Below are 22,901 nucleotides of genomic sequence, written 5' to 3'. Positions count from 1 at the left end.
CTTCGGCCCTAGGTCGCGGGCCACAATGGACGAATGTTGGAGACCTCCGCCCGGCTGCTCGAACTCCTGTCGCTACTACAGACACCTCGCGAATGGACGGGCGCCGAACTCGCCGAACGTCTGCGGGTCGACGTGCGGACCGTCCGCCGCGACATCGGCAAACTGCGCGGCCTCGGCTATCCCGTGCACGCGGTCGCGGGGGCGGCCGGATACCGGCTGGGCGCGGGAGCCGAACTGCCTCCGCTGTTGCTGAGCGACGACGAAGCCGTCGCCGTCGTCCTCGGACTGCGCACCGCGGCGGGCGGGACCATCACGGGTATCGAGGAGAGTTCGCTGCGTGCCCTGGCGAAACTGGAGCGGATCCTTCCGTCCCGGCTACGCCACCGCGTCTCGGCACTGCAGGCGGCCACGGTCAGCATGCCGGCCGGAACCCCGGCCGTGGATCCGGACGTGCTGACCGCCATCGCCGCCGCGATCCGCGACCACGAACAGCTCCGCTTCGACTACCGTACGCACGGCGGGGACGAGATCCGCCGGGCGGCGCAACCGCATCGGCTCGTGCACAGCGGACGGCACTGGTATCTGGTCGGCTGGGACGTCGACCGGGCCGATTGGCGCACTTACCGCGTCGACCGCCTGCGTCCGCGCATCCCGAACGGCCCGCGGTTCACCCCGCGCGAGGCGCCGGAGCCGGGCCTGGCCGATTTCGTCTCCCACGGCATCAGCACCGCGCCCTACCGGTACCGGGCACGTATCACCCTCGAGGTGCCCGCGGCCGTCGCGGCCGCACGCATCGCACCCACCGTCGGTCTCATCGAGGCGATCGACGAAGGACACTGCCTGCTGCACACCGGCTCGAACTCACTCGACGAATTAGCCGTCTATGTCGGTCTTTTCGGATTCGGATTCCGGGTCCACGAACCCCCCGAACTCATCGACCACTTGCGTGCGCTGGCAGACCGCGTCACCGAGGCCGTCTCCTCCGACGATCGACGACCGCACGTGGAGTGAACAGACGCTCAACCGGAGTCCCTCGCGGAGCCGCGGCGGAAGCGATCGAGTCGGAGGTGCCAATGACGCAGATCACGTCGATGGGGTGTTACAGGGACCGGACCGGCGGTGTCTGATGCACGACCGAGCGCGAGTCCGGGATCTCGCACCGGAGTCGCCGACAACTCGACGAGGAGAAACCCATGAACCTCACGCTGTGGATCGCCGCCGCACTGCTGGCCGCCGTCGCCTTGGGCGGCGGCATAACCAAGACGTTCGTGCCGCAACAGAAGCTCGTCGCGGCGCCTGGCGGGAGATGGACCGGACAGGTCGACGCCGGCTTCGTCAAGGCGCTCGGGTTTGTCGAGATCCTGGCCGCGATCGGCCTGATCCTGCCCGCCGCGCTCGACATCGCGCCGGTATTGGTGCCGGTGACCGCCATCTGCTGGATCGTGCTGATGATCGGCGCGATCATCACTCATCTGCGCGACGACGAGGCGAAGTTCATTCTGGTGAACCTCGTGTACCTGGCTCTGGCCGCCTATATCGCCTGGGGCCGACTCGGGCCCGAGGCTTTCGGCAACTGACCTACCCCCCCTTTCCAGGTAGCGGGATCAGTCCGGGGACCAGTCGCCGCGCTGACGCTTCCGGTACGCGCGGACCTTCGAAATACTGCCGCAGGCCCGCCCATCGGGCGTTTCGGCGTACACCGAGCACCAGGTGCGGCTGCGGTTGCGGCTGTGGTCGTAGAAGACGTTGCGGCAGTCCGGGCACGACTTCGACCGGGCCCACTGCTGCCCGGCGAGCGCGGCGGCGACCGTCGTCATGATGGCCGCCGCCGCGTTGCGATCCCGGCCCCGATAGCGCAGCGGTTGCGTCTCGTCGGTCGGGCTCTGCGCGGCTTTCGCCAGGTGGCGGGCTTGCCGCGTGCACTGCTGCTGATCCCGGTCCTCGTCGCGGCTGCCACCGTGCTCGGCCACGGGCTCCGCCGTCAGCTGTGAGGCGCCGAAGTTACCAGCGTGCGCGCAGGGATGGGAGTCAGCGGGGCGCCCATCGTTTCGCCGCGGTGTGGTCGTGTGCGGGAATGACCTCGATCCCGGTGGGCAGACGGTGCAGGCGGTGGATGGCGGCGAAGGCGGCGGATCGATCGTGATCGACCAGAAGCCCTGGCAGCGGCGGCTTCTGGCGGAGCAGCGCGATCTGCTCACGGCGCCAAACAGCGTCACCGGCCAGGAGCACGTAGCCGCCGTCCTGCACAGCGAGCACGAGCCCGATGCTGCCCGGGGTGTGTCCGGCGAGGTCCACGGCCAGCACCGAACCGTCGCCGAACAGGTCGTGGCTACAGGAGAAACTCAGCACGGGAGGACCGTCGAGCTCGAAGGCCGGCATCGGTCGGGTACCGAGCGATTCGGCGACTCCTATGGGCGCCGTCGCAGGGTTCGTCGCCCACTCCGATTCGGCCCTGGTGACCCGCAGCGCGAGTGATTCCGGTAGATCGAGCAGGCCGGCCACGTGGTCCCAGTGGATGTGCGTCGCGATCGCGAAGTCGATGCCGTCGACGGGGACGGCCGACATCGCCAGCGAATCGGCCAGGCCGACAAGGGGTCTCGCGGGAGCGACGAGCGCACGGTACGGGCGGCGCAGCTGCGGAAGGATTCGGGCGTGCACGTCGGTGCACATGGCCGGATCGACCACGAAACGAGCCTGCGGATGTTCGACCAGGAAACTGGTCATCGCGATCGCCACCGTGGACGGTGGCCGCGCTCCTTCGATCACTCCGTAGGCCGGAACGGGTCGCACGCCGTGGACCAGCGCGGTCAACCGGACCGTGGCCCGCGCCGGGGGCAGGTCCGCGTCCGGGATCGAGTCGAGCAGTTGCGCGTCGCGGCGGCGCGGGCGCAACGTACGCCACGGCATCGACATCCCGGCCGCACAGCACGACCACCAGGTCTCGGCGGCGCCGGTCCGCGCCGTCAACGGTCCGGCTGATGGCAATCCCACACTCGCCCCTTCCGGCCCGACCTGGTAGCGACACGGTCGATGAACAGCTTACTAAGGCGCGGTTGTGTTATCGGAGGACGAGAGGCGATGACGGCGGCAACACGCGCCACTGCGGACGAAGGCAGTGCGGCATCGACGGCGCGGCGGCTGGCTGCGCAACGACCGAATTCCGGCACCGTTGAAGGCGGTCGCCTCGGCCCGGCTTCCCTTACAGATCCCGCTCGTGCTTGCAACGAGCCGGCCTCGGGCACCAGGCCGGTCCGGCGGCCGGCCCCGCGAGCCTGCAGCGCGCCGCCGGAATGCGCGCGATGATGAATAGGTGCGCACTCGCTATCACGATCACCTCGAGCAGCTGGCCGATCAACTGCGAGTGATGTGCGCACGCAACCGCGAGGCCATCGCGATGGCCACCGACGCCCTTCTCGGCGCGGACCTGGAACTGGCCGAGCGCACCATCGACTACTGCGCCGAAACCGTCGCGATGCGCGAGGACACCGAGCACGCCGCGATGACGCTCCTGGCGCTCGAAGCACCCGTCGCGGGAGAACTGCGGCGGGTGGTGACCGCACTGCAGTTGGTGGACGATCTCACTCGCATGAGTGCGCTGACCGAGCACATCGCACGCGCCGCGCGGCGCAGGCATCCCGCCGACGCCGTTCCCGAGCCGGTGCGGAATCTGGTGATCCACATGGGGGAGACGGCGGTCGACCTGGCGGATGCCGCGGTCGGCGTGCTGACCACCGCCGACCCCGGCGACGCCGCGGACCTCGACGCGCGTGACGACACGATGGACGACCTGCACCGCGACCTGCTCGCGGCGATTCTCGCCGACGGCTGGGACAACGGCACCGCCGCAGCCGTGGACGTCACCCTGCTGGGCCGCTACTACGAACGCTTCGCCGACCATGCCGTAGAGGTCGGCCGCCGCACTGTCTACATGACCACTGGTCATCGCCCCGACGACACACCCGCGCACTCCGGTTAGGTCTGACTCTCGGGCATTGCGCCCGGGGCGGCGTGTCTCGGGGATCCACGTTCGCGGCGGTGCGTGATTCAGTGGAGCGGCCCAGGCTTCGCGGCGCCGGGGTCCATATCCCCAGACCGGACACCCACTGACGGCGCTCGGGCCCTTCGGCTCGGCGACCACGGCGTAAAGAACTCCAGGCCGGCCCCGAAGGACCGGCCTGGAATCCATCAATGCCGATCAGGCGAGATCGAACCGATCGTTCTCGACCACCTTGACCCACGCGGCGACGAAGTCGTTCACGAACTTCGTCTCGGCGTCGTCCTGCGCGTACACCTCGGCCAACGCCCGCAGCACGGAGTGCGACCCGAAGATGAGATCGTTGGCGGTGGCGGTCCACTTGGCGGCGCCGGAGGCCCGGTCGAAGCCTTCGTAGACGTTCTCCGCCGACTCCGACGCCTTCCACTCGGTGTTCTGGTCGAGCAGATTGACGAAGAAGTCGTTCGTCAGCACGCCCGGCCGGTCGGTGAACACACCGTGGCCGGTGCCGCCGTAGTTGGCGCCCAGAGCGCGCAGGCCGCCGATGAGCACGGTCAGCTCCGGAGCGGTCACGTCCAGCATGTACGCCCGGTCGAGCAGCAGGCGCTCCAGCGGAGCCTTCTCGCCGGTCCGCACATAGTTACGGAACCCGTCGGCACGCGGCTCGAGCACCGCGAACGACTCGACGTCGGTGTTCTCCTGCGTCGCGTCCGTCCGGCCGGGGGAGAACGGCACCGTGATCTCGTGGCCGGCGTCCTTGGCCGCCTTCTCGATCGCGGCGGACCCGGCCAGGATGATCAGGTCGGCCAGCGAGACCTTCTTGCCGCCGGCGGCCGAACCGTTGAAGTCCTGCTGGATCTGCTCGAGCACCGGCAGCACCTTCGCCAGCTCGTCCGGCTCGTTGAGTTCCCAGTTCTTCTGCGGCTCGAGGCGGATGCGGGCGCCGTTGGCGCCGCCGCGCTTGTCGGTGCTGCGGTAGCTGGCCGCCGAGGCCCAAGCGGTCTTGACCAGCTGCGCCACCGACAGGCCCGACTCGAGCACCCTGCTTTTGAGGGCCGCGATGTCGGACTCGCCGATCAGCTCGTGATCGACATCCGGAACGGGATCCTGCCACAGTTGCGGCTCGGGCACCCACGGGCCGAGGTAGCGGGTGATCGGCCCCATGTCGCGGTGCAGGAGCTTGTACCACGCCTTGGCGAACGCCTCGGCCAGTTCCTCGGGGTGCTCCAGCCAGCGCCGGGTGATCTCGCCGTAGATCGGGTCCTCACGCAGCGCCAAGTCGGTGGTCAGCATCGTCGGGGTCCGTGCGGGCCCGTCGAACGGGTCCGGGATGGTGCCCGCGCCCGCGCCGTCCTTCGGCTTCCACTGCCATGCTCCGGCGGGGCTCTTGGTCAGCTCCCACTCGTAGCCGTACAGGTTCTGCAGGAAGCCGTTGCCCCACTTGGTCGGGGTGGACGTCCAGACGACCTCGAGGCCGCTGGTGATGGCGTCCTTCCCCTTGCCCGAGCCGTGAGCGCTCTTCCAGCCCAGGCCCTGCTGCTCGATGGGCGCGCCTTCCGGCTCGGCGCCGACGAGGCCGGCATCGCCCGCACCGTGGGTCTTGCCGAAGCTGTGGCCGCCGACGATCAGCGCGGCGGTCTCCTCGTCGTTCATCGCCATGCGGCCGAACGTTTCGCGGATGTCCCGAGCCGCGGCCACCGGATCCGGCCGGCCGTTGGGCCCTTCGGGGTTCACATAGATCAGGCCCATCTGGACTGCGCCCAGCGGGCCCGCCAGTTCGCGGTCACCGCTGTAGCGCTCGTCGCCGAGCCAGGTGTCCTCCGGACCCCAGAAGACCTCCTCCGGCTCCCAGATGTCCGGGCGGCCGAAGCCGAAGCCGAAGGTCTGGAAGCCCATCGACTCCAGGGCGACGTTGCCGGCGAAAACCAGCAGGTCGGCCCATGAGATCTTGTTGCCGTACTTCTGCTTGACCGGCCACAGCAGGCGGCGCGCCTTGTCCAGGTTGGCGTTGTCCGGCCAGCTGTTCAGCGGCGCGAAACGTTGCGCGCCCTGGCCACCGCCGCCGCGGCCGTCGGCGATGCGGTAGGTGCCCGCGGCATGCCAGCTCATCCGGATGAACAGGCCGCCGTAGTGGCCGTAGTCGGCGGGCCACCAGTCCTGCGAATTGGTCAGGACTGCCGCGACGTCGGCCTTGAGGGCATCGACGTCGAGTTTCTTGAACTCTTCGGGATAGTTGAAGTCCTCGCCCAGCGGGTTGGACTTGGACGAATGGGCGTGCAGCACCGAGACATCGATCTGCTCCGGCCACCAGTCCTTGTTGCTGCGGGGGCGATGGTCCGTCTTCGCGGTGGGAGACGGGATCGCCGGGTTCTCGCTCTCGCTTGCGCTCTGCGTCTCGGTGTCAGGATTGGGTGGGCGGCTATCGGAGGACACAGCATTCCTTCCTGAATGAGTGATGTGGGCTGTGATCACGGATGTGATCGGGAAGCTTGTCTTTCCACACAGTTGGGGCACAGGCCCCAATAGATGACCTCGGCCTCGTCGATCGAGAACCCGCTGTCGTCGGACGCGGTCAAACAGGGGGCGTCGCCGATGGCGCAGTCGACATCGGCGATCACCCCGCACGCCCGGCATACGACGTGGTGGTGATTGTCGCCGACCCGCGATTCGTAGCGGGCGACCGATCCGGACGGCTGGATGCGCCGGACGAGGCCGGTGGCGGTGAGCGCGTTCAACGAGTCGTACACCGTTTGATGCGAAACCTCGGGCAGCGCGGAGCGCACGGCACGGATGATCGACTCCGTGTCGGCGTGCGGGTGGTCGTGCACCGCACTCAGCACCGCGACCCGGGGGCGGGTCACTCGCAGGGAAACTCCTCGCAGCATCTGCTGGAATTCCGAGGCCGTTGGCATGCTCGGAAGTCTCGTCCGGTTTCTGGAACGAGTCAAGAGTTTGGCGGGAAGTCGCGATACCGTTGCGAGGCACGGGAGGCTGCGCGCAGCGTACCCAGGTACGCCTCGAGCGCGGGAGTGTTTGCGGAGATTCGATCTTGCCGGTACTGCACGTCGGACGAGTTCGCTGCCGGAGATAGGCGATCGAGCGGACGCCGAAACCGCTCCCGAGGTGAGCGCTATGGTGCGGTGTCGGTCGAGGACGGGGGTTGGCGCGGGTCCACCGCGGGCGTTCCCGGCCTCCGGCCGCAGCGCAGCGGCGACAGGTCACGATCATGTGGCCGGATCATGTGGCCGGACGTGTCGGCGACCCCAGCGCCTCATTCCACGGGACATGCGGGAATCAGGCCAGCCGCTGCCCGTGTCCGTCCCGCCATACACGGCGGGTGCCCCGCTCTACCCGCCCGAAAGCCGGCATCAGGGCCGGAACACCGAACGGATGCATCCTTCCTTTTTGTGCTTGAAAATGTCGTAGCCATGAACCGCATCGGTGAGCGGCATATCGTGGGTGATCAGATAGGAGGGGTCGAGGTCGCCCTGCTGGATGTAATCGAACATACGCGGCACGAACCGCTGGCCGGATTGCTGAGCGGTGCGAATGGTGAGGCCCTTGTTGGTCACCACCCCCATGGGGAATTTATCCGTCAGACCGTAGATGCCGAGCACCGAGACGACGCCGCCCTTCCGGCACGCGAGAATCGCCTCACGCAGCGGCGTCGCGCGATCGGATTCGAGCCGGAGCAACTGTTTGGCTCGATCGTAGAGCTGCTGGAGTCCGGTGCCGTGTCCTTCCATCCCGACGGCATCGATGCAGGCGTCCGGGCCGCGGCCACCGGTGCTCTCACGGAGCGTCTCCTGAACGCTGTCGACCGCGGTGTAGTCGATCGTTTCCGCGCCGAACTGCTCACTGGCCACGCTCAGCCGCTCGGGAAAACGGTCGATGACGAAGACGCGGTCGGCGCCCAGCAGGCGGGCGGTGTGGCCGGCCATCAGGCCGACGCCTCCGCTGCCCCATACCGCGACGGTGTCGCCCGGGTGGATGTCGCAGAATTCGGCGCCCATCAGGCCTGTCGGTACCGCGTCGGACATGAACAACGCCTGTTCGTCGGTGACGCCTTCCGGGATCCGGAAACAGTTCACGTCACCGAAAGGAACGCGCACATATTGCGCGTGCGAACCCTGGTAGCCGCCGAAGGGATGGGTGTAGCCGTAGATGCCGCCGGTCGGGTAACCGAAAAGCGGCTGTTGCAGGGCGCTGTTCGGATTCGTCGTGTCGCAGAGCGAATACAGTTCATGGTCGCAGTACCAGCAGGAGGCGCACCCGATGAAGGACGGGACAACGACGCGGTCGCCTACCTTGGTCGAAGTTATCTCGGCGCCGATCTCGACGACTTCCCCCATGAATTCGTGTCCGAAGACGTCACCTTCCCGCATTCCCGGCAGGTATCCGTCGATGAAATGCAGGTCGGAACCGCAGGTGGTGGTCAGACGGACCTGCACGATGACATCGTGTGGATTGACCAGAACCGGGTCCGGCACGGTTTCCACGGCGAGGTCGTCGACGCCGTTCCAGCACAGCGCATGCATGTCGCCTCCTGTTCACCGAGCGGAAGAGCGCGCGCTCGGATTGTGGGCCAGGGTGGGTATTTCGCCGGTCTGCAGGCGGGCTCGGGATCGATAGAGGGCGGTGAACATCGCCGCACCGGTCAGCACGTCGGGCAGCGGGGTGCGCGCCCGCATCGTCACTTCGGTACCGAGATCTCGCGGCGCGTCCCGGAAGCTCAGCTCGATCTCGAGCCCCTGGGCGGACGTGGTGTCGTCGCCGGTCGAACCGACGAACCGGAAGTGCCCTTCCTCCGCACGCAATGTCGTCTTCCAGGTTGTGCGGCCGTCGGTGCCCGAGTGCAACGTCCATTCGTAGACGGATGGTTCGGTCGCCCGAACCTCGGCGACGTCGCCCAGTACCTCGGACAGCTTTGCCGGGTCGCGCCAGAATTGCTCGACCTCGGCTCGCGGACAGGCGATGGTCACCGTTTGACTGCCCGAGTAGCTGCTCGCCGACTCGATCACCCGTCCTACCAGATCGCTCAGCAGGTGTTTGGTGTCATCGATGTAGTGCATGAGCCCTCCTCTCGCTCTCCGTCGTCGCGGGCCCTGTGCGCTCTGCGGCGCTGTGCCCTGCGGTTCGAGGACACGAAATATCGGTCGCAGAGGGAACGGCGCTGCGCATCTCCTATGCGGTCTCGGAGCGGCTACCCCGGGTTGGAAACGCCAAACCGCATTCGCCGTGCTCGTCGGATTCCGGCGCGATCCGGCGCCGTCTCGCCGCCACGAAAGCTGATGCCGCTTCGAGCCGATCCGTCGCCGCCGATAGCGGCAGGACGTGCCGTGCGCCACCAGGGTGATTCCCGGTGATCAGACGTTTCGGCCGACGATCATCCAGGGCGGCCGATCTCGGCCTTCTTCGCCGCCAGTCGCGCGGTGAACTCGGGAGATTCCAGGGAGGCGAGCTGCGGCACGATCTCGGCGTCGACGGCGTCGGCGTGAGCGTCCAGGTTCGCGGTGCGGCGCATGGTGCGCTTGGTGGTGATCAGCAGGTCGCGCGGTGCGTCGGCGGCACCGGCGGCGAAGTCGAGCGCACCGGCGATCAGCGCGTCGTGATCGCCGTCGATCACGCGATGCGCCAATCCGGCCTCGAGTGCGGCCTCGGCGCCGAGGATCTCCCCGAACAGCGTCATCGCGGCGGCCCGTTGCGGCCCCACGGCGCGTTGCAGCATCCAGGTCATCCCGCCGCCGGGATGCAGTCCCAGCCGCAGGAACCGCGCGTCGAACCGGGCGCGGGAACCGGCGATCCGGACGTCGGCGGCCAGCGCCAAATTGAGTCCCGCGCCGACCGCGGCGCCGCCGACGGCGGCGATGGTGGGCAGGGCACAGCGGGCGACGGCGAGGAAGCCGTCGTAGATCACCCGCAGACCCTCTTCGCGGGCCGCGCCGAGCGCGCTCAGATCGGCGCCCGCGCAGAACGCGGGCGGGGTTCCGGTGATGATCACCGCGTGCACGCCGGTATCGCGCTCGGCCTCGGCTACCGCGGCGGCGAGTTGCCCGGACAGCGCCGGTGTCAACGCATTGCGCCGATCCGGGTCGTGCACGGTGATGACCGCGACTCTGTTCCGCCGCTCACTGCTGATCTCCGCCATGACCGGATAGTAGACCCTGGTCGCAGGCCGCCCTTTTCGAATCGGGCCGAGGACAACCCTCGACACGAATTCGCGCATGCTCGACGATCGCTGCACTGCGACGCGCCGGTGCGTCGCTGATCTGTGAGGGAGAGCATGAGCGTGCGAGCGCGCAGCAGATTTCTAGTAGGCGCGATAGTCGCGACCACCGTGGCGATGCTCCTGACCGCATGCGGCGGAGGGGAAGTCAGGAAGTCCGGCGGCGTGCCGGTTCTGCGTTATCAGGGCTGGGCCGCTCAAGTCGTCATTCCGGAACTCGCCGAGGATCTCGGCTTCTTCGACGGCAAAATCGAGCTCGAATGGCAGGGCAATACCATCAGCGGCCCGCAGGACATCCAGTCGGCGGCAACCGGCCAGGTCGACTTCGGCGGCGCGTTCGGGGGCGCGGTGGCCAAGCTGGCACAGGGCGGTGCGCCGATCACCGCGGTGGTGAACTACTACGGATCCGATGAGAAGACCTTCACCGGGTTCTACGTGCCCGAGAACAGCCCGATCAGAACTCCGAAAGATCTGCTGGACAAAAAGATCGGGGTCAACACTCTGGGGGGTCAGTCCGAGGCGGATATCCACACCGCGCTGAAGAAGATCGGTCTCACCGATCAGCAGATCAAGTCGGTTCAGTTGGTGGTGTTGCCGCCGCCCAACACCGAGGACGCCGTTCGGCGCGGGCAGGTCGATGTCGCGGCATTGAGCGGGCAGTTCCAGCAGCGCGCGATCGCGAACGGCGGACTGCGGCCGGTGTTCACCGACTACGAGGAGTTCGGCCCGTTCAACGGCGGGCAGTACGTTTTCCGCAACGACTTCATCGCCGAGAATCCCGAAAGTGTCCGGGCCTTCGTCGACGGAGTCGCCAAAGCCATCGAATGGCAGAAAACGACTCCACGTGATCAGGTCATCGCGAAGTTCACCGAGATCATCGAGAAACGGAAGCGTTCGGGAGAGGACGCTTCGTCGGTGAAATACTGGCTGTCGGTCGGAGTGCCCGCCACCAACGGCGTGATCGTCGATGCCGATTTCCTGCGCTGGGAGGATTGGCTGCGCGACACCGGCGCGATCACCGGATCGTTCGAGCCGTCGAAGTTCTACACGAACAAGTACAACCCGTACGCGAAGGAGCGGTAAGGCAGATCAGGCTCGGCTGCCGCGCGAATGTCTGATCTGCCGGGTACGGCTCGGCGCACCCTCGAGCCGTTTGGGCGAAGGGAGGTATGCCGGGAACAACATTCGGCGTGATTTCAACGGAAGCCTCTGTCGCATCCGGCTGTCGGGCGGCCCTCGTCAGGAATCCGTCCGAGCCGGTGTCCGCACGGCGATTTCGCCGCTCAGTGTGTAGTCGCCGGACAGCCGCAGTCCGTCTCCGCTCCAGAATCGGCCCGGGTCATACCAATCCGGGCTGCGGTGTTCAGGTAGCAGTCCCATGGCTTGATAGGTGGCGGCGACGATTTCGGCACAGTACGCGTTCTCCAGCTCCCGGGCAGCCGATCGGCTGCCGGACCGGCGAGGGAGGCGTGCGCGGCCGCGCAGCCAGCGCCCCGCCATGCCCGCGGTAGAGGGGAACGGCGTGCCGTCGAGCCGGGCGATGGCACGCAGCGCGCTGTCCTCCAGCTCTCGCCCCGCAGGAGGGTTGAGCTGGCGCAACCAGGCCTGCTGACCGTAGCGGTGGGCCCACACCAGCACGGCGTCGCGCAGGTTGTGCAGCTGAGCGCCGCGGTGCGCGGTTCCCGACCACATATCGGGCAGGGACCGTCCGAGTTCCGCGTGCCAGATCAGCGCGGGCAGATCATCGATCACGACGGACATGCCGACATGGTTCACCGGACTGTTGGTCGTCATGCGGATCACCCGGTCGGCCGTGGAATGTCCACGGAACAGCCAGATGTCGCCCGTTCTGGTGACCTCGACCGCACGGTCGAGGCTGATCGTCCCCGTCATGGTCGTAGCCTATGCGGTATGAGGTGGTGGAAGGCAGTGGGATTGGCGGGTGTGGCCGGTGTGGTTGCCACCGGTGTCGTGGTGGTGCGCGCCGAGCGCCGCCGCCGTGCCTACACCCCGGACCAGGTCCGTGAACAGTTGCACGCGCGGTTCGCCCAGGTGACGTCGGCGCCGGAGACCGCCGCATCCGTCGCTGCGCGACCGCGAGGCGCTTTCGACATCCGTGGGCTGGTCCGGCGATTGTTCCGTCGCGGGGCACAGCAGCCCGAATAGGCGCGCCCCGCCGCGTCGGCGACCTACGAGGCGACGCGGGCCATGGGGACGAAGCCGAGGTCGGCGAGCGCGGCCGCGCCGTGGACGGCGTGGTCGCCGCCGGCGAGCACCCTGGTGCGCGCCGACTGGTAGGAGCAACCGGCTGCCTCGAACGCGTCCGCCGTGGCGAGCAGGCGTTCGCGGTCGCCGGACAGCAGTGCTTCGGCTCGCTGCACGATGGCGTAGGCGACGGGGTTCCCGGCGACGACGGTCCGGGCCTCGGCCAAGCGTTCGACGGCATCGGATGCCCCTGCGAGCACGCCGGCTTCCGCCCGCAGCGCCACATACCAGTGCAGCCAGATCCACGTCACCCAGCGCCACACCTCGCCCGGTTCGGCTGCCATCCGTTCGAGCGCCTCGCTCGCCCGTCCACGGTGGAGCAGCGCGAGCGCGTCGAAGACCGCCCCGTATCCGTGCAGATGCGCTGGTGACGCGCCCAGCCCGCGAACCACCGCGTCCCACTCGCGGTGAGCGTCGTGGTCGCCACACAGGTCGTGGATCATCGCCACACCCGCTACCGCCGGACCGAGGCCCGACTTGGCCGGGTCGCCGACCCGTTGCCACGCCTCGAGGAACCGGACGCTGTGGGTGCGAACGCCTCCGGCGTGGCCGGCCAGCGCGTCGGTCACCAGCAGCCAGCTCGTCGCACGATGTCCGACCTCGGCGAGCAGGGGGTGATCCGCGAGTCGCTGTGCCCATCGGCGAGCGCCCCGCAGGTCTCCCGCGCCGAGTTCGGCCTCGGCGGCCTCGCCCAGCGCGTCGATCAGCTCCGGCGTGCCGATCGCTGTATTCGGGATGGACTCCAGCAGCGCCATTCGGCGCTTGGCGACGGCCGCGGCGGTGAACGTGTCACCGGCCAAGCTGTGGGCGCCGGCGAGGGTGTCGAGTGCGGCGGACTCGGCAAGCGGGTCCTGCGTACGGTGCGCGAGTTCGACCGCATGCTCGGCTCGTTCGATGGTCGCCGGCACGGCGTCGCCGGAGGAGTGCTGGTCGGTCAGAGCATCGGTGAGCGTCCGCCCGGCGTCGGCCAGCGCCACAGCGGCCCGAGCCGCCGGGTCCGCACCGGCGAGCTGCTGGGCCTCGGTGATGAGTGCGACCGCCTCCTCCGGTGGCAGGGGGCGGACGAACTTGCTCGCGAACCGGTACGCGTTGGCGGCGGCGGTCGCCAGGTCGCGGGCTGCGCCTGCGGAGTCGCCGGACCGGAGGGCGGCCTCGGCGGCCGCGCGGTGGAGGCGATGCATGTCGTCGCCCCGCATCTGGCATCCGGCCGCGGCCGCGGCGTGCCGGAGCATCGCGGCGGCGGTGGCCGGGTCGTCCGCGAGCGCGGCCGCCTGTTCGTAGCGCATCTGGGACTCGCCGATCAGATTGCGGGTGAAACACAGCTGCGCCATGTCCTGGGCCAAGCGGGACGCATCCGCGCGCCGCTCCGGCCGGTCGGCGGCCCACGCCATCGTGGCGCGGAAATCGTCGGCCACCGCGTCGAATCGGGGCCGCCAGTCCGCGCCTACCACCGTCAGGGCGGCGGCCTCGGTCAGGCACCAGCTCAGGTGGCGAGACCGGATGTCGGCGAGCTCGCCGGCCTCGGTGAGCTGCTCGGTTCCGTACTGGCGGATGGTCTCCAGCGCGCGGTATTCGGTACCGTTCGCCGAGGCCGTCACCACCAGCAGGCTCTGCTCGGCGAGCCGGGCCAGTCCGTCGGCGACCACGCTTTTCCCGCACGCGGCCACTTCCGCGGCGGCCGCGACGGTGAACGATTTCATGAACACCGATACCCGGCGCAGCAGTACGCGATCCTCCGGCTCCAGCAGAGCGTGACTCCAGTCCAGCGCCGCTCGCACGGATCGGTGCCGGTCCTCGGCGCGTGAGCCCCCGGCCAGCATCCGGAGTTGATCGGAGAGCCCGGCTTCGAGGCCGTCCAGTCCGAGGGTGGTCCAGCGGGCGGCGGCCAGTTCGATCGCCAGCGCGACGCCATCCAGGCGCGCGCAGAACGCGGCGATCTGATCGCGCAGCGCGTGATTCGGCGGCCAGCCGCCCGCCTCCGCGCGCTCCATGAACAGCTCGACCGCATCCGACGCGCCGTCGCCGGTCAACGACATCGGCGGGACGGTGTACGCCCGTTCGAACGGCACCATCAGTCGCGCCCGGCTGGTCGCCAGCACCGTCACGCCGGGGCACGTCGCGAGCAGCCGTTCGAGGAACGGCGCCACGCCGTCGCGTACATGCTCGCAGTTGTCGAGTACGAGCAAGGCGTGCCGGTCGGCCAGTGCGGCAGGAACCGATTCGTCCATCGCGCGGCCGGGCTGCTCACCGAGGCCGAGCGCGAGGGCGACGGTGCCCGCGACCGCGCAGGTGTCCGAGCCGGCGAGGGGGACCAGGTCGACGAACCAAACGCCGTCGGGGTACTCGCCGGCCAGCTCTGCGGCGACCGTCAACGCGAGCCGGGTCTTGCCGACTCCGCCGGGACCGACGGCGGTCACCTGCCGGTGCTTTCTGATCATCTCGGTCAGCTCGGCCCGCTCGCGGCCGCGGCCGACGAACGACGTCAGCGGGGCGGGCAACACCGGCGCCGGCTGCGTCCGGCCGGGACGAGCCGGAGCGGAGGCGCGCTGGGCCAGCGCCCGCCGATCCGGAACCTCCAGCTTGCGCAGCAGCGAGGAGACGTGGCTTTCCACGGTGCGTACCGAGATGAACAGGCGCGCCCCGATCTCGGCGTTGCTCAGATGTTCCCCCACCAGCGCCAGCACCTCGGCTTCCCGAGCCGAAATCTCCACCGTCGCTGCCATGGCACCGATTCTGCCGTACTCCCGTAGCACTCAGACTGCGCGGTCGGTTCTGTACCGGTGGCGCCATCGTGGACGCTCGGTGTCGCGGATCCGTGGTCGGTTCCGTGGTCGCCACGGATGTGGGTCGGTGGGGCCGGGGGAGATGCTGTGAGCAGTCCGGTTCACCTCGACAGGCGAGCACCGGGACCACGTGACCGACGACTCGAAGGAGTGATCATGTCCAGCTCTCCCACGCAGGGAATCAAGACCGTCCTGCATCCCGTGTCGGACCTGGCGGCGGCCAAGGCGCTGTTCACCGCCCTGCTCGGCGTGCCACCGCAGACCGACACGTCCTACTACGTCGGCTTCGACGCCGAAGGCCAGCACATCGGGCTGGTGCCGAACGGCGGGCCGCAAGGGCTGACCGCACCGGTGGCCTACTGGCACGTGCCGGACATGGAGGCGAAGCTCGCGGAGGTGACCGCCGCGGGCGCCACCCTGACCGAGCCCGCGCACGACGTCGGCGGCGGCCGCCTGGTCGCCACCATCACCGACACCGACGGCAATGTCCTCGGGCTGATCCAGGACCGCTGAGCGCCGAAACCCGAACCACCCTCATCCCAGACGCCACACAGGAGACCACGTCATGAACGCGCAGAAGACCACCACACGCACCAGCACCAAGACCAAGGCCTCCGTCGGATTCACCGACGAGGAACGAGCCGCGATGAAAGAGCACGCCGCGGAGCTGAAGACGGCCGCGCGCCGGGGCTCGCGGGCGGCGAAGGCGGACGGAGAGAAGGACGTGCTCGCGAAGATCGCCGGGATGTCGGAATCCGACCGGGTCATGGCCGAGCGGCTGCACGCCGTCGTCAAGGCCAGCGCCCCGGACTTGTCCCCGAAACTCTGGTACGGCATGCCCGCGTACGCCAAGGACGGCAAAGTCCTCTGCTTCTTCCAGAGCGCGGAGAAGTTCAAATCCCGCTACGCCACCTTCGGTTTCAACGACATCGCCGGCCTCGACGACGGCACCATGTGGCCGACTGCCTTCGCCTTGACGAAACTGACCGCGGCCGACGAGGCGAGGATCGGCGACCTGGTGCAGAAGGCGGCGGGCTGACAGCTGCGCCCTTGCCGCACCGGCTCGGTGCGGCAAGCGACCGGCCGTGGGGATCAGGTCACGATGCGGAGCGGGTGTTCGAGCAATTCCTTCAGCTGTTGCAGGAATTGCGCGGCCACGGCTCCGTCGATGACACGATGATCGGCGGACAGGGTGACCCGCAGGATCTTCCGGGTCACGACGTGACCGTCGTCCAGGCGCAGTTCGTCGGTGGCTGCGCCGACGGCCAGGATGGCCGCCTCCGGTGGGTTGATCACGGCGGTGAAGTGCTCGATCCCGAACATCCCCAGGTTGGAGATGGTGAAGGTGCCGCCGCTCATTTCCTCGGCCCGCAGCTTGCGTTCACGGGCGCGCTCGGCTTTGTCGCGACTCTCGGCGGCGATCTCGGACACGCTTTTCCGATCCGCGTCGCGCAGTACCGGGACGAGCAGGCCCGCGGGGGTCGCGACCGCCATGCCGAGGTGTATGCCACGGTGGCGCAACAGCTTCTGACCGGCGAACGAGACGTTGACCGAGGGGTTGCCCCGCAGTGTCACGGCGACGGCTTTGATCAGCAGATCGTTCACGCTGACCTTCGCGCCGGTCTGTGCCAGCGTGGCGTTCACCTGCGTACGGAAGCCGAACAGCTCGGTGACGTCGATCGCGGTGGTCAGATAGATGTGTGGAGCCTGCTGTTTGCTCTCGGTGAGCCGCGTGGCCGACACCCGTTGGATACCGGTCAGCGGAATCTCCTCGTAGTCGCCCTGCGCCGGGGAGAATCCGGTCGGCGGAGCGGCTGCCAGAGGCGTGTCGAGTTCCGCTGCGCGATGCGCGGATTCGACATCCTGGCGGACGATGCGTCCGCCCGGGCCGGTGCCCACCACGGCGGAGAGGTCGACACCGAGTTCGTCGGCGATCTTGCGCGCCAGCGGCGACGACTTCTTCCGGCCCGCTGGTCCGCGGGTATCGGCTGCGACGGTTTCACCGGCGGTGGCAGCCGGCACTGTGCGAGTGCCCGGCTCGGCGACATCGTGGCGAGGAGCCCGCTCGGCGGGTGCGGGTGGCGCGGGGTCAGGTCCGCTACCGCTCGCGGTGGCGCCGCTGCCGTCGCCGATGAGCCCGATGGGCGTCCCGATCGGCACCCGAGCGCCCGCCACGGCGAGAATCTGCTCGAGTACGCCGTCGTCGTAGGCCTCCAGTTCCATGAGCGCCTTGTCGGTTTCGATCTCCGCGAGGACTTCGCCTCGCTCGACCGGATCGCCCACCTGCTTGAGCCAGGAGACGATGACGCCTTCCTCCATGGTGTCGGAGAGGCGGGGCATGGTGATTTCGGGCATGGATGCGTCCTCTGGTGTCTCAGCGTCGCTTGCCGACGGCCGTGAGGGTTTCCACGGCGGCGGTGTACAGCGAATCGGCCGACGGCAGGGCGAGCCGTTCGAGCGGCTTGGCATAGGGCAGCGGCACCTCGGCCATGGCCACCCGGCGAACCGGGGCGTCCAGATAGTCGAAGGCGCCGTCGGAGAGGGAGGCGGCGACCTCGGCGCCGATGCCGTAGGTGAGCCAGTCGTCCTCGCCGATCACGGCGCAGCCGGTTTTACGGACGGATTCGACCAGGGTGGCGCGGTCGAGCGGACGAAGGCTGCGCAGGTCGACGACCTCGGCCGAGAAACCGTCGGCGGCGAGTCGTTCGGCGACTTCGGAGCAGACCGTGGCCATGCGGGAGTAGCCGATCAGCGTGATGTCGGAACCGGTCCTCGTGACCGCGGCCTTGCCGATCTGTGCTGCCGGAAGGTTGTCCGGCACTTCACCTTTGGTGTTGTAGAGCGACAGGTTCTCCAGGAACAGCACCGGATCGTCGTCTGCGATGGCGGCCTCGAGCAGCGCCCGCGCGTCGGCCGGCGTGCTCGGCGCGACCACTTTCAGGCCCGGAACGAACGCGTAATACAGCTCCACGTTCTGCGAATGTGTCGCGCCCAGCTGCTGGCCGCCGCCGCCCGGGGTGCGGATGACCATCGGCACGCTGGTCTGTCCGCCGAACATGCCGTAGATCTTGGCGGCGTGGTTGACGATCTGATCCAACGCCAGCAGCGAGAAGTTGATCGTCATGATCTCCACGACCGGACGCAGCCCGAGCATGGCGGCACCGATCGCCGCCCCGACGAAGCCCTCCTCGGCGATGGGAGTGTCGCGGACCCGCTTCTCGCCGAATTCGGCCAGCAGTCCGGCGGTGATCTTGTAGGAGCCTTCGAAGACGCCGATCTCCTCCCCGATGAGGAAGACATCGTCGTCGCGCCGCATCTGCTCGCGGAGGGTTTCGCGCAGCGCTTCGCGGTAGGTCATGACAGCCACGGTGGTGTCCTTACGTGGTGAAGAGCGGATCGGCGGGCAGACGGCGCGAGTCGCCCGCCACGGGCGTCGCGTAATTGAAGTCGAACAGGCTCGACGGCTCCGGATGCGGACTGGCGTCGGCGAATTCGACCGCGTCGGCGACCGCGTCGGCCACCTCGGCTTCGAGCGCGGCCGCGGAATCCTCGTCCAGCACACCGGCGGTCAGCAGCGCGTCACGCCAGCGGTCGACCGGATCGTTGCTCCGGGCGGTCGCCACCGCGTCCTCGGTGCGGTATCTCGCCGGATCGACTACGGAATGGCCCTTGAGGCGGTGACTGACCGCCTCGAGCAGTGCGGGTTTGCGCTCCCGGCGGGCGGTTTCGATCAGCTCGCCGGCCATGTCGCGGACGGCGAGGACATCGGTGCCGTCGACGCGCTCCCCGCGCATGCGGTAGGAGGCGGCTCTCTTCCACAGATCCGGTTCGGCGGAGGAGCGTTCGACCGTGGTGCCCATCCCGGTCTGGTTGTTGATCACCAGGAACACCACCGGCAGGTTCCACAGGGCCGCGATGTTCAGCGACTCGTGGAACGCGCCGATGTTCGTCGTGCCCTCGCCCATTTGGCACACGACCACGTCGTCGTCGCCGCGGTAGTCGATGGCCAGCGCCGCGCCGACGGCCAGCGGAACCTGGCCGCCCACGATGGCGTAACCACCCAGCATGCGGGTCGCGGTGTCGTACATGTGCATGGAGCCGCCCCAGCCCTTAGAGGTGCCGGTGGAACGGCCGTACAGTTCCGCCATGACCCGGCCGGGCTCGATGCCTTTGGCCAGCGCGTAGCCGTGCTCGCGGTAGTTGGTGAACAGGTAGTCGGTGGGGCGCATGGCCGCGCCGAGCCCGACCACGGTGGCCTCCTCGCCGAGGTTGAGATGGCAGTAGCCGCCGATCTTCGCCTGCTGGTAGCTCTGCGCGGTGCGCTCCTCGAAGCGGCGCACGAACAGCATGTCGCGGTACAGCCCCCGCAGCGTGCCGGGATCCTCCGCGGCGATGCGTGCGTCGGCGGCGTCCCCCGAGTGCTGCGCGGCGGCGTCGGTCTCGCGGTTCTCGGCGCCGGGCTGGGCCGGCGCGGAGGATCGCGCGGCAGCGGGCCGCGTCGTCTTGCGGCTCGGTGTGCGGGCGGTGGTGCTGGTGGTCACGGCAGGGCTCCTCAACGCTTCCTGGGCGCGATGTGCACGGGCAGTCCGAGCCCGGCCAGGGCCGCCTCCATGCCGATCTCGCCGAGAGTGGGGTGGGCGTGGATGGTGTCGGCGAGTTCGTCGAGCGTCGCCTCCAGGGAAATGGCCAGTGCGCCTTCGGTGATCAGGTCACTGGCCGACGGGCCGATGATGTGCACGCCGAGCACTTCCCGATGACGCTGTCCGGCGACGATTTTCACGAAGCCCTCGGTGTCGCCGAAGGTCTGGGCCCGGCCCAGCGCCGCGAAGGGGAAGCGCGCGGTGACGACGTCGTGCCCGGCAGCGCGGGCCTTCGCCTCCGTGAGCCCGACGCTGGCGATCTCGGGGTGGGTGAAGGTAGCGGCGGGGATCGCGGTGTAGTCGATGTGCGCCGGGTGCCCGGCGATCACGTCGGCGGCGGTGAGCCCTTGGTGCGAGGCGACGTGCGCGAGCAGGGCGCGGCCGGTGACGTCGCCGATGGCGTAGACGTGCTCGACTCCGGTGCGCAACTGCTCATCCACGGGGATGAAGCCGCGGGTGTCGGTGGCTACTCCGGCGGTGTCCAGACCGAGGTCGGCGGTATTCGGACGGCGTCCGACGCCGACCAGCACCACGTCCGCGGCCAGTTCGCGCGCGTGCTCGCCCGCCACGGTCACCCGCAGCGCGTCGGCCTGCGTGATGGCCTCGACCGTGGAGCCGGTGAGCACGGTGATGCCGCGCTCGGTGAACGACCGTCCCAGTGCGGCGCCCACATCGGCGTCCTCCAGCGGGACCAAGGTGTCCTGCATTTCGACGACGGTGACCTGGCTGCCGAAGCTCGCGAACAGGCTGGCCCATTCCGCGCCGACCGCACTGCCGCCGATGACGACCAGGCGTCCGGGCACCTCGGTCAGCCCGAACGCGCCGTCGGAGGTGATGACGCCCGGCAGGTCCGCGCCCGGAATCGGCAGCCGCGCGGGCACCGATCCGGTCGCGATGACGACATCCTTCGCGCTGAGCGTGCGGGTGGCGGTCGCGGTCGGTGCGGCGGCGTAGCGGGGGCCGCCCGGGAAGATCGGCGAGCTGCCCGCCTCGAACACTTCGACACTGGTCGGGCCGGTGAAGCGCGCATGCCCTTCGATCACCGTGACGCCGTTCGCGGCGAGCAGGCTCGCCACACCGCCGGTGAGTCGCTCGACGATGTCGTCCTTGCGGCGGCGCACCGCGGCGAAGTCATAGCGCACGTTGTCGGCGTGGATGCCGAAATCAGCTGCGGCGGTGATGGTCTGGAAGATCTCCGCGGAGCGCAGCATCGCTTTGGTGGGAATACAGCCCCAGTTCAGGCAGACTCCGCCCGGGCGCTCCTTCTCCACCAAGCCGACACGCAGGCCGCGTTGGGCTGCGCGGATGGCCGCGACATATCCGCCCGGGCCACCGCCGACCACCAGTAGATCGAAATCCGGCACTCGTGGTGCTCCTCGTCCTCGATTGATTCGATCCACCATTGGTTGTGGGGCGGATCGCTATCGAGTGTTGCGGTAGCGGAGTGCACAGACAATCGCCACGAAGCCCAGTAGTGCGGTCATCGAATTGGGCTCAGCGCCCAATCGAGCGAGGAGAGGTCGGTGGCATCAGGCTCCGTCCGGTGGCCCGACGAGATCGAGCGCAGCCAGCGCCAGGGACAGTTCCACATAGTTGCGCTGGCCGTCGAGCGGGCGGCCGAGCAGGGTCGAGACGCGGTGGAGCCGATTGATGACGGTGTTGCGGTGGCAGTGCAGTCGCGCCGCGGCATGGGCCGCGGAGCAGTCCTGCGCCAGCCAGGCGGCCAAGGTGTCCAGCAGTGTCGCACGTTCGGGGGCGGGCAGCGCCAGGACCGGACCGAGTGTGTGCGTGATCAGCATGTCGGTCAGGTCGGTCGAGCGCAGCAGCAGCGCGTGCTGGAAGCGCTGGTGCAGCGGCACGAGTCCCGTCGCGTCCAGGGGCAGGGTCTGCAGTGTCAGCAGCGCCCAGCCGTGCGCCGTGCCGACCTGCGCCAGCCCGCTGACCGCGGGGGAGGCGCCTGCTCGTCCGCGGATGCGGGGTTCGATCCGTCGTAATACCGCGGCGACGTCGTGGCGCTCGACCGCTATCAAGCCCACCGTCGAGTCGACGCGATCGTGCCACACCGACCGAATGCCGACCGCGGCCAACGCTGCCTCCGTGCCGGTGTGCACCGCCGCGCCGCCGCCATCGGCGACGACGACGAGATAGCCGCTTGCGACCGGGAGGTTCAGCTCCCGGGCGGCGCGCGCGGCGAAGGTGGTGTCGTGGGCGCGGCCGGCGAGCAGGTCCTCGAGCAGAGCGTGGCGGCGGCGTTCGTCGCGGCGCAACTGCTCGAGTTCGGTATTGCGGTAGGAGGTGACCAGCGACGAGGACAGCCCGTCGATCACCGCCCACAACGCGGTGCCGACCGCGCGAATCCCGGCGGGGGCGAGTTCGTCCGCCTTGTCCAGCAGCACCTCCCACACGATCCGCCCGCCGAGCCGGAAGGTGCGCAGCATGGCTTCGAGTGGCACGCCCTGTTCGGCGCGGCGCCGGCCGATGGACGCCGCTACCTCGTCGTCGAAGGCGGTCGTCGGCGTACCGAGCAGGTCGAGTATGCGGGTCACGTAGCGGCGGCAGCCGTCGACCAGGTCGGCGCGGGCGACCGTCGAGTAGTCGGTCCATTCCGGGTTGTCGGTGAAGATCTCCGCTATCAGCCGGTCGGTCAGCGCCGGAATCTCCGCACGGCAGGCGGCCACCAACTCCTGCGTGCAGGTTTCCGGGACGGCCTTCTTCGATGTCGACATGTCGCTCGGGGTCCTTCGCGTCGGCCGCGCCCACGACTACGCGGCTGGCGGCATGACCACGACCGTATCGCCGCCTGGTCGGCGCACTGCGGAGACCTCCGTCCGGTGAGCGATCGGTGACGATTGGGCAATGACGGCGAAAATCTACGGAAATCACCGTCGATGAGGATCTGATCCCGCAGAAAAGTAGCATTCGAGGTGATGGGCAGGTGTGTGGCGACGGTTCGCTCGACAGGGTGCGCGAGTAATCGCGATCGCGGTTCGAAT

General features: G+C 68.8%; 21 protein-coding genes. 7 read left to right on the top strand and 14 right to left on the bottom strand.

Translation table 11 applies throughout. The features are described 5' to 3' along the window. The first annotated feature begins 33 nt into the window (after positions 1-33). The gene (locus tag NNI01S_RS25990; RefSeq protein WP_063022800.1) at positions 34-1,011 is read left to right on the top strand and encodes a helix-turn-helix transcriptional regulator; all 978 of its coding nucleotides are present in this window, start codon (positions 34-36) and stop codon (positions 1,009-1,011) included. A 182-nt stretch (positions 1,012-1,193) separates the two neighbouring features. Continuing rightward, the gene (locus NNI01S_RS25985) at positions 1,194-1,577 is read left to right on the top strand and encodes a DoxX family protein (RefSeq protein WP_063022798.1); all 384 of its coding nucleotides are present in this window, start codon (positions 1,194-1,196) and stop codon (positions 1,575-1,577) included. A 27-nt stretch (positions 1,578-1,604) separates the two neighbouring features. Here NNI01S_RS25985 and NNI01S_RS35780 read toward each other — a convergent pair whose 3' ends face one another. Further along, positions 1,605-1,970 carry a CGNR zinc finger domain-containing protein gene (locus NNI01S_RS35780; protein ID WP_063022796.1) on the bottom strand — a complete coding sequence of 122 codons (366 nt, stop codon included), beginning with the start codon at positions 1,968-1,970 and terminating at the stop codon, positions 1,605-1,607. 58 nt (positions 1,971-2,028) lie between these two features. Then, a complete protein-coding gene (locus tag NNI01S_RS25975; protein ID WP_245676374.1) occupies positions 2,029-2,991 on the bottom strand; it encodes an MBL fold metallo-hydrolase in 963 nt (320 codons plus the stop codon). 319 nt (positions 2,992-3,310) lie between these two features. On the opposite strand from NNI01S_RS25975, the gene phoU reads away from it, so the two are divergent. Beyond that, the gene (phoU, locus tag NNI01S_RS25970) at positions 3,311-3,976 is read left to right on the top strand and encodes a phosphate signaling complex protein PhoU (protein WP_063022794.1); all 666 of its coding nucleotides are present in this window, start codon (positions 3,311-3,313) and stop codon (positions 3,974-3,976) included. 219 nt (positions 3,977-4,195) lie between these two features. On the opposite strand, the gene katG is transcribed toward phoU, so the two are convergent. The 5 genes from katG to NNI01S_RS25945 form a co-directional block, all read right to left on the bottom strand. Further along, on the bottom strand, positions 4,196-6,427 hold the full coding sequence (gene katG, locus NNI01S_RS25965; protein WP_063022792.1) for a catalase/peroxidase HPI: 2,232 nt from the start codon (positions 6,425-6,427) through the stop codon (positions 4,196-4,198). Positions 6,428-6,462: 35 nt separating this feature from the next. Then, positions 6,463-6,906: a Fur family transcriptional regulator gene (locus NNI01S_RS25960; protein WP_063022790.1), complete on the bottom strand. Its 444-nt coding sequence runs from the start codon at positions 6,904-6,906 to the stop codon at positions 6,463-6,465. Between the two features lie 456 nt (positions 6,907-7,362). Further along, on the bottom strand, positions 7,363-8,532 hold the full coding sequence (locus NNI01S_RS25955; protein WP_063022788.1) for a zinc-dependent alcohol dehydrogenase: 1,170 nt from the start codon (positions 8,530-8,532) through the stop codon (positions 7,363-7,365). A 12-nt stretch (positions 8,533-8,544) separates the two neighbouring features. Further along, a complete protein-coding gene (locus NNI01S_RS25950) occupies positions 8,545-9,066 on the bottom strand; it encodes an SRPBCC family protein (RefSeq protein WP_063022786.1) in 522 nt (173 codons plus the stop codon). Positions 9,067-9,380: 314 nt separating this feature from the next. After that, entirely contained in the window at positions 9,381-10,142 is a 762-nt protein-coding gene (locus NNI01S_RS25945) for an enoyl-CoA hydratase (RefSeq protein WP_063022784.1), read from the bottom strand. Between the two features lie 135 nt (positions 10,143-10,277). Here NNI01S_RS25945 and NNI01S_RS25940 point away from each other — a divergent pair, with 135 nt between their 5' ends. Next, entirely contained in the window at positions 10,278-11,303 is a 1,026-nt protein-coding gene (locus NNI01S_RS25940; RefSeq protein WP_063022782.1) for an ABC transporter substrate-binding protein, read from the top strand. Between the two features lie 156 nt (positions 11,304-11,459). On the opposite strand, the gene NNI01S_RS25935 is transcribed toward NNI01S_RS25940, so the two are convergent. Continuing rightward, positions 11,460-12,113, bottom strand: coding sequence for a hypothetical protein (locus tag NNI01S_RS25935; protein ID WP_063022780.1), 654 nt, complete (start codon positions 12,111-12,113; stop codon positions 11,460-11,462). 18 nt (positions 12,114-12,131) lie between these two features. On the opposite strand from NNI01S_RS25935, the gene NNI01S_RS25930 reads away from it, so the two are divergent. Beyond that, positions 12,132-12,386 (top strand): hypothetical protein, encoded by a 255-nt coding sequence (locus NNI01S_RS25930; RefSeq protein WP_063022779.1) that lies wholly within the window; start codon positions 12,132-12,134, stop codon positions 12,384-12,386. Positions 12,387-12,409: 23 nt separating this feature from the next. On the opposite strand, the gene NNI01S_RS25925 is transcribed toward NNI01S_RS25930, so the two are convergent. Next, the gene (locus NNI01S_RS25925) at positions 12,410-15,208 is read right to left on the bottom strand and encodes an ATP-binding protein (RefSeq protein WP_063022777.1); all 2,799 of its coding nucleotides are present in this window, start codon (positions 15,206-15,208) and stop codon (positions 12,410-12,412) included. A gap of 216 nt (positions 15,209-15,424) precedes the next feature. Here NNI01S_RS25925 and NNI01S_RS25920 point away from each other — a divergent pair, with 216 nt between their 5' ends. After that, positions 15,425-15,781, top strand: coding sequence for a VOC family protein (locus NNI01S_RS25920; RefSeq protein ID WP_063022883.1), 357 nt, complete (start codon positions 15,425-15,427; stop codon positions 15,779-15,781). A 52-nt stretch (positions 15,782-15,833) separates the two neighbouring features. After that, positions 15,834-16,307 carry an iron chaperone gene (locus tag NNI01S_RS25915; RefSeq protein WP_063022775.1) on the top strand — a complete coding sequence of 158 codons (474 nt, stop codon included), beginning with the start codon at positions 15,834-15,836 and terminating at the stop codon, positions 16,305-16,307. A 53-nt stretch (positions 16,308-16,360) separates the two neighbouring features. Here NNI01S_RS25915 and NNI01S_RS25910 read toward each other — a convergent pair whose 3' ends face one another. The 5 genes from NNI01S_RS25910 to NNI01S_RS25890 all read right to left on the bottom strand — a co-directional run bounded on the left by NNI01S_RS25910 (position 16,361) and on the right by NNI01S_RS25890 (position 22,634). Next, the gene (locus NNI01S_RS25910) at positions 16,361-17,623 is read right to left on the bottom strand and encodes a dihydrolipoamide acetyltransferase family protein (protein ID WP_174554497.1); all 1,263 of its coding nucleotides are present in this window, start codon (positions 17,621-17,623) and stop codon (positions 16,361-16,363) included. A gap of 19 nt (positions 17,624-17,642) precedes the next feature. Further along, positions 17,643-18,626, bottom strand: a complete 984-nt coding sequence (locus NNI01S_RS25905) for an alpha-ketoacid dehydrogenase subunit beta (protein ID WP_218019264.1) — start codon at positions 18,624-18,626, stop codon at positions 17,643-17,645. A 19-nt stretch (positions 18,627-18,645) separates the two neighbouring features. Next, a complete protein-coding gene (pdhA, locus tag NNI01S_RS25900; RefSeq protein WP_084489315.1) occupies positions 18,646-19,809 on the bottom strand; it encodes a pyruvate dehydrogenase (acetyl-transferring) E1 component subunit alpha in 1,164 nt (387 codons plus the stop codon). A gap of 11 nt (positions 19,810-19,820) precedes the next feature. Next, positions 19,821-21,272 (bottom strand): dihydrolipoyl dehydrogenase, encoded by a 1,452-nt coding sequence (gene lpdA / locus NNI01S_RS25895; RefSeq protein ID WP_063022771.1) that lies wholly within the window; start codon positions 21,270-21,272, stop codon positions 19,821-19,823. 165 nt (positions 21,273-21,437) lie between these two features. Then, positions 21,438-22,634: a PucR family transcriptional regulator gene (locus NNI01S_RS25890; protein ID WP_063022768.1), complete on the bottom strand. Its 1,197-nt coding sequence runs from the start codon at positions 22,632-22,634 to the stop codon at positions 21,438-21,440. Between the last annotated feature and the right edge of the window lie 267 nt (positions 22,635-22,901).

The sequence above is a fragment of the Nocardia niwae NBRC 108934 = DSM 45340 genome, from assembly GCF_001613465.1.
Classification (GTDB): Bacteria; Actinomycetota; Actinomycetes; order Mycobacteriales; family Mycobacteriaceae; genus Nocardia; species Nocardia niwae.
Note: the sequence above shows the minus strand (reverse complement) of the source record. Positions and strands in the feature narration are given on the sequence as shown.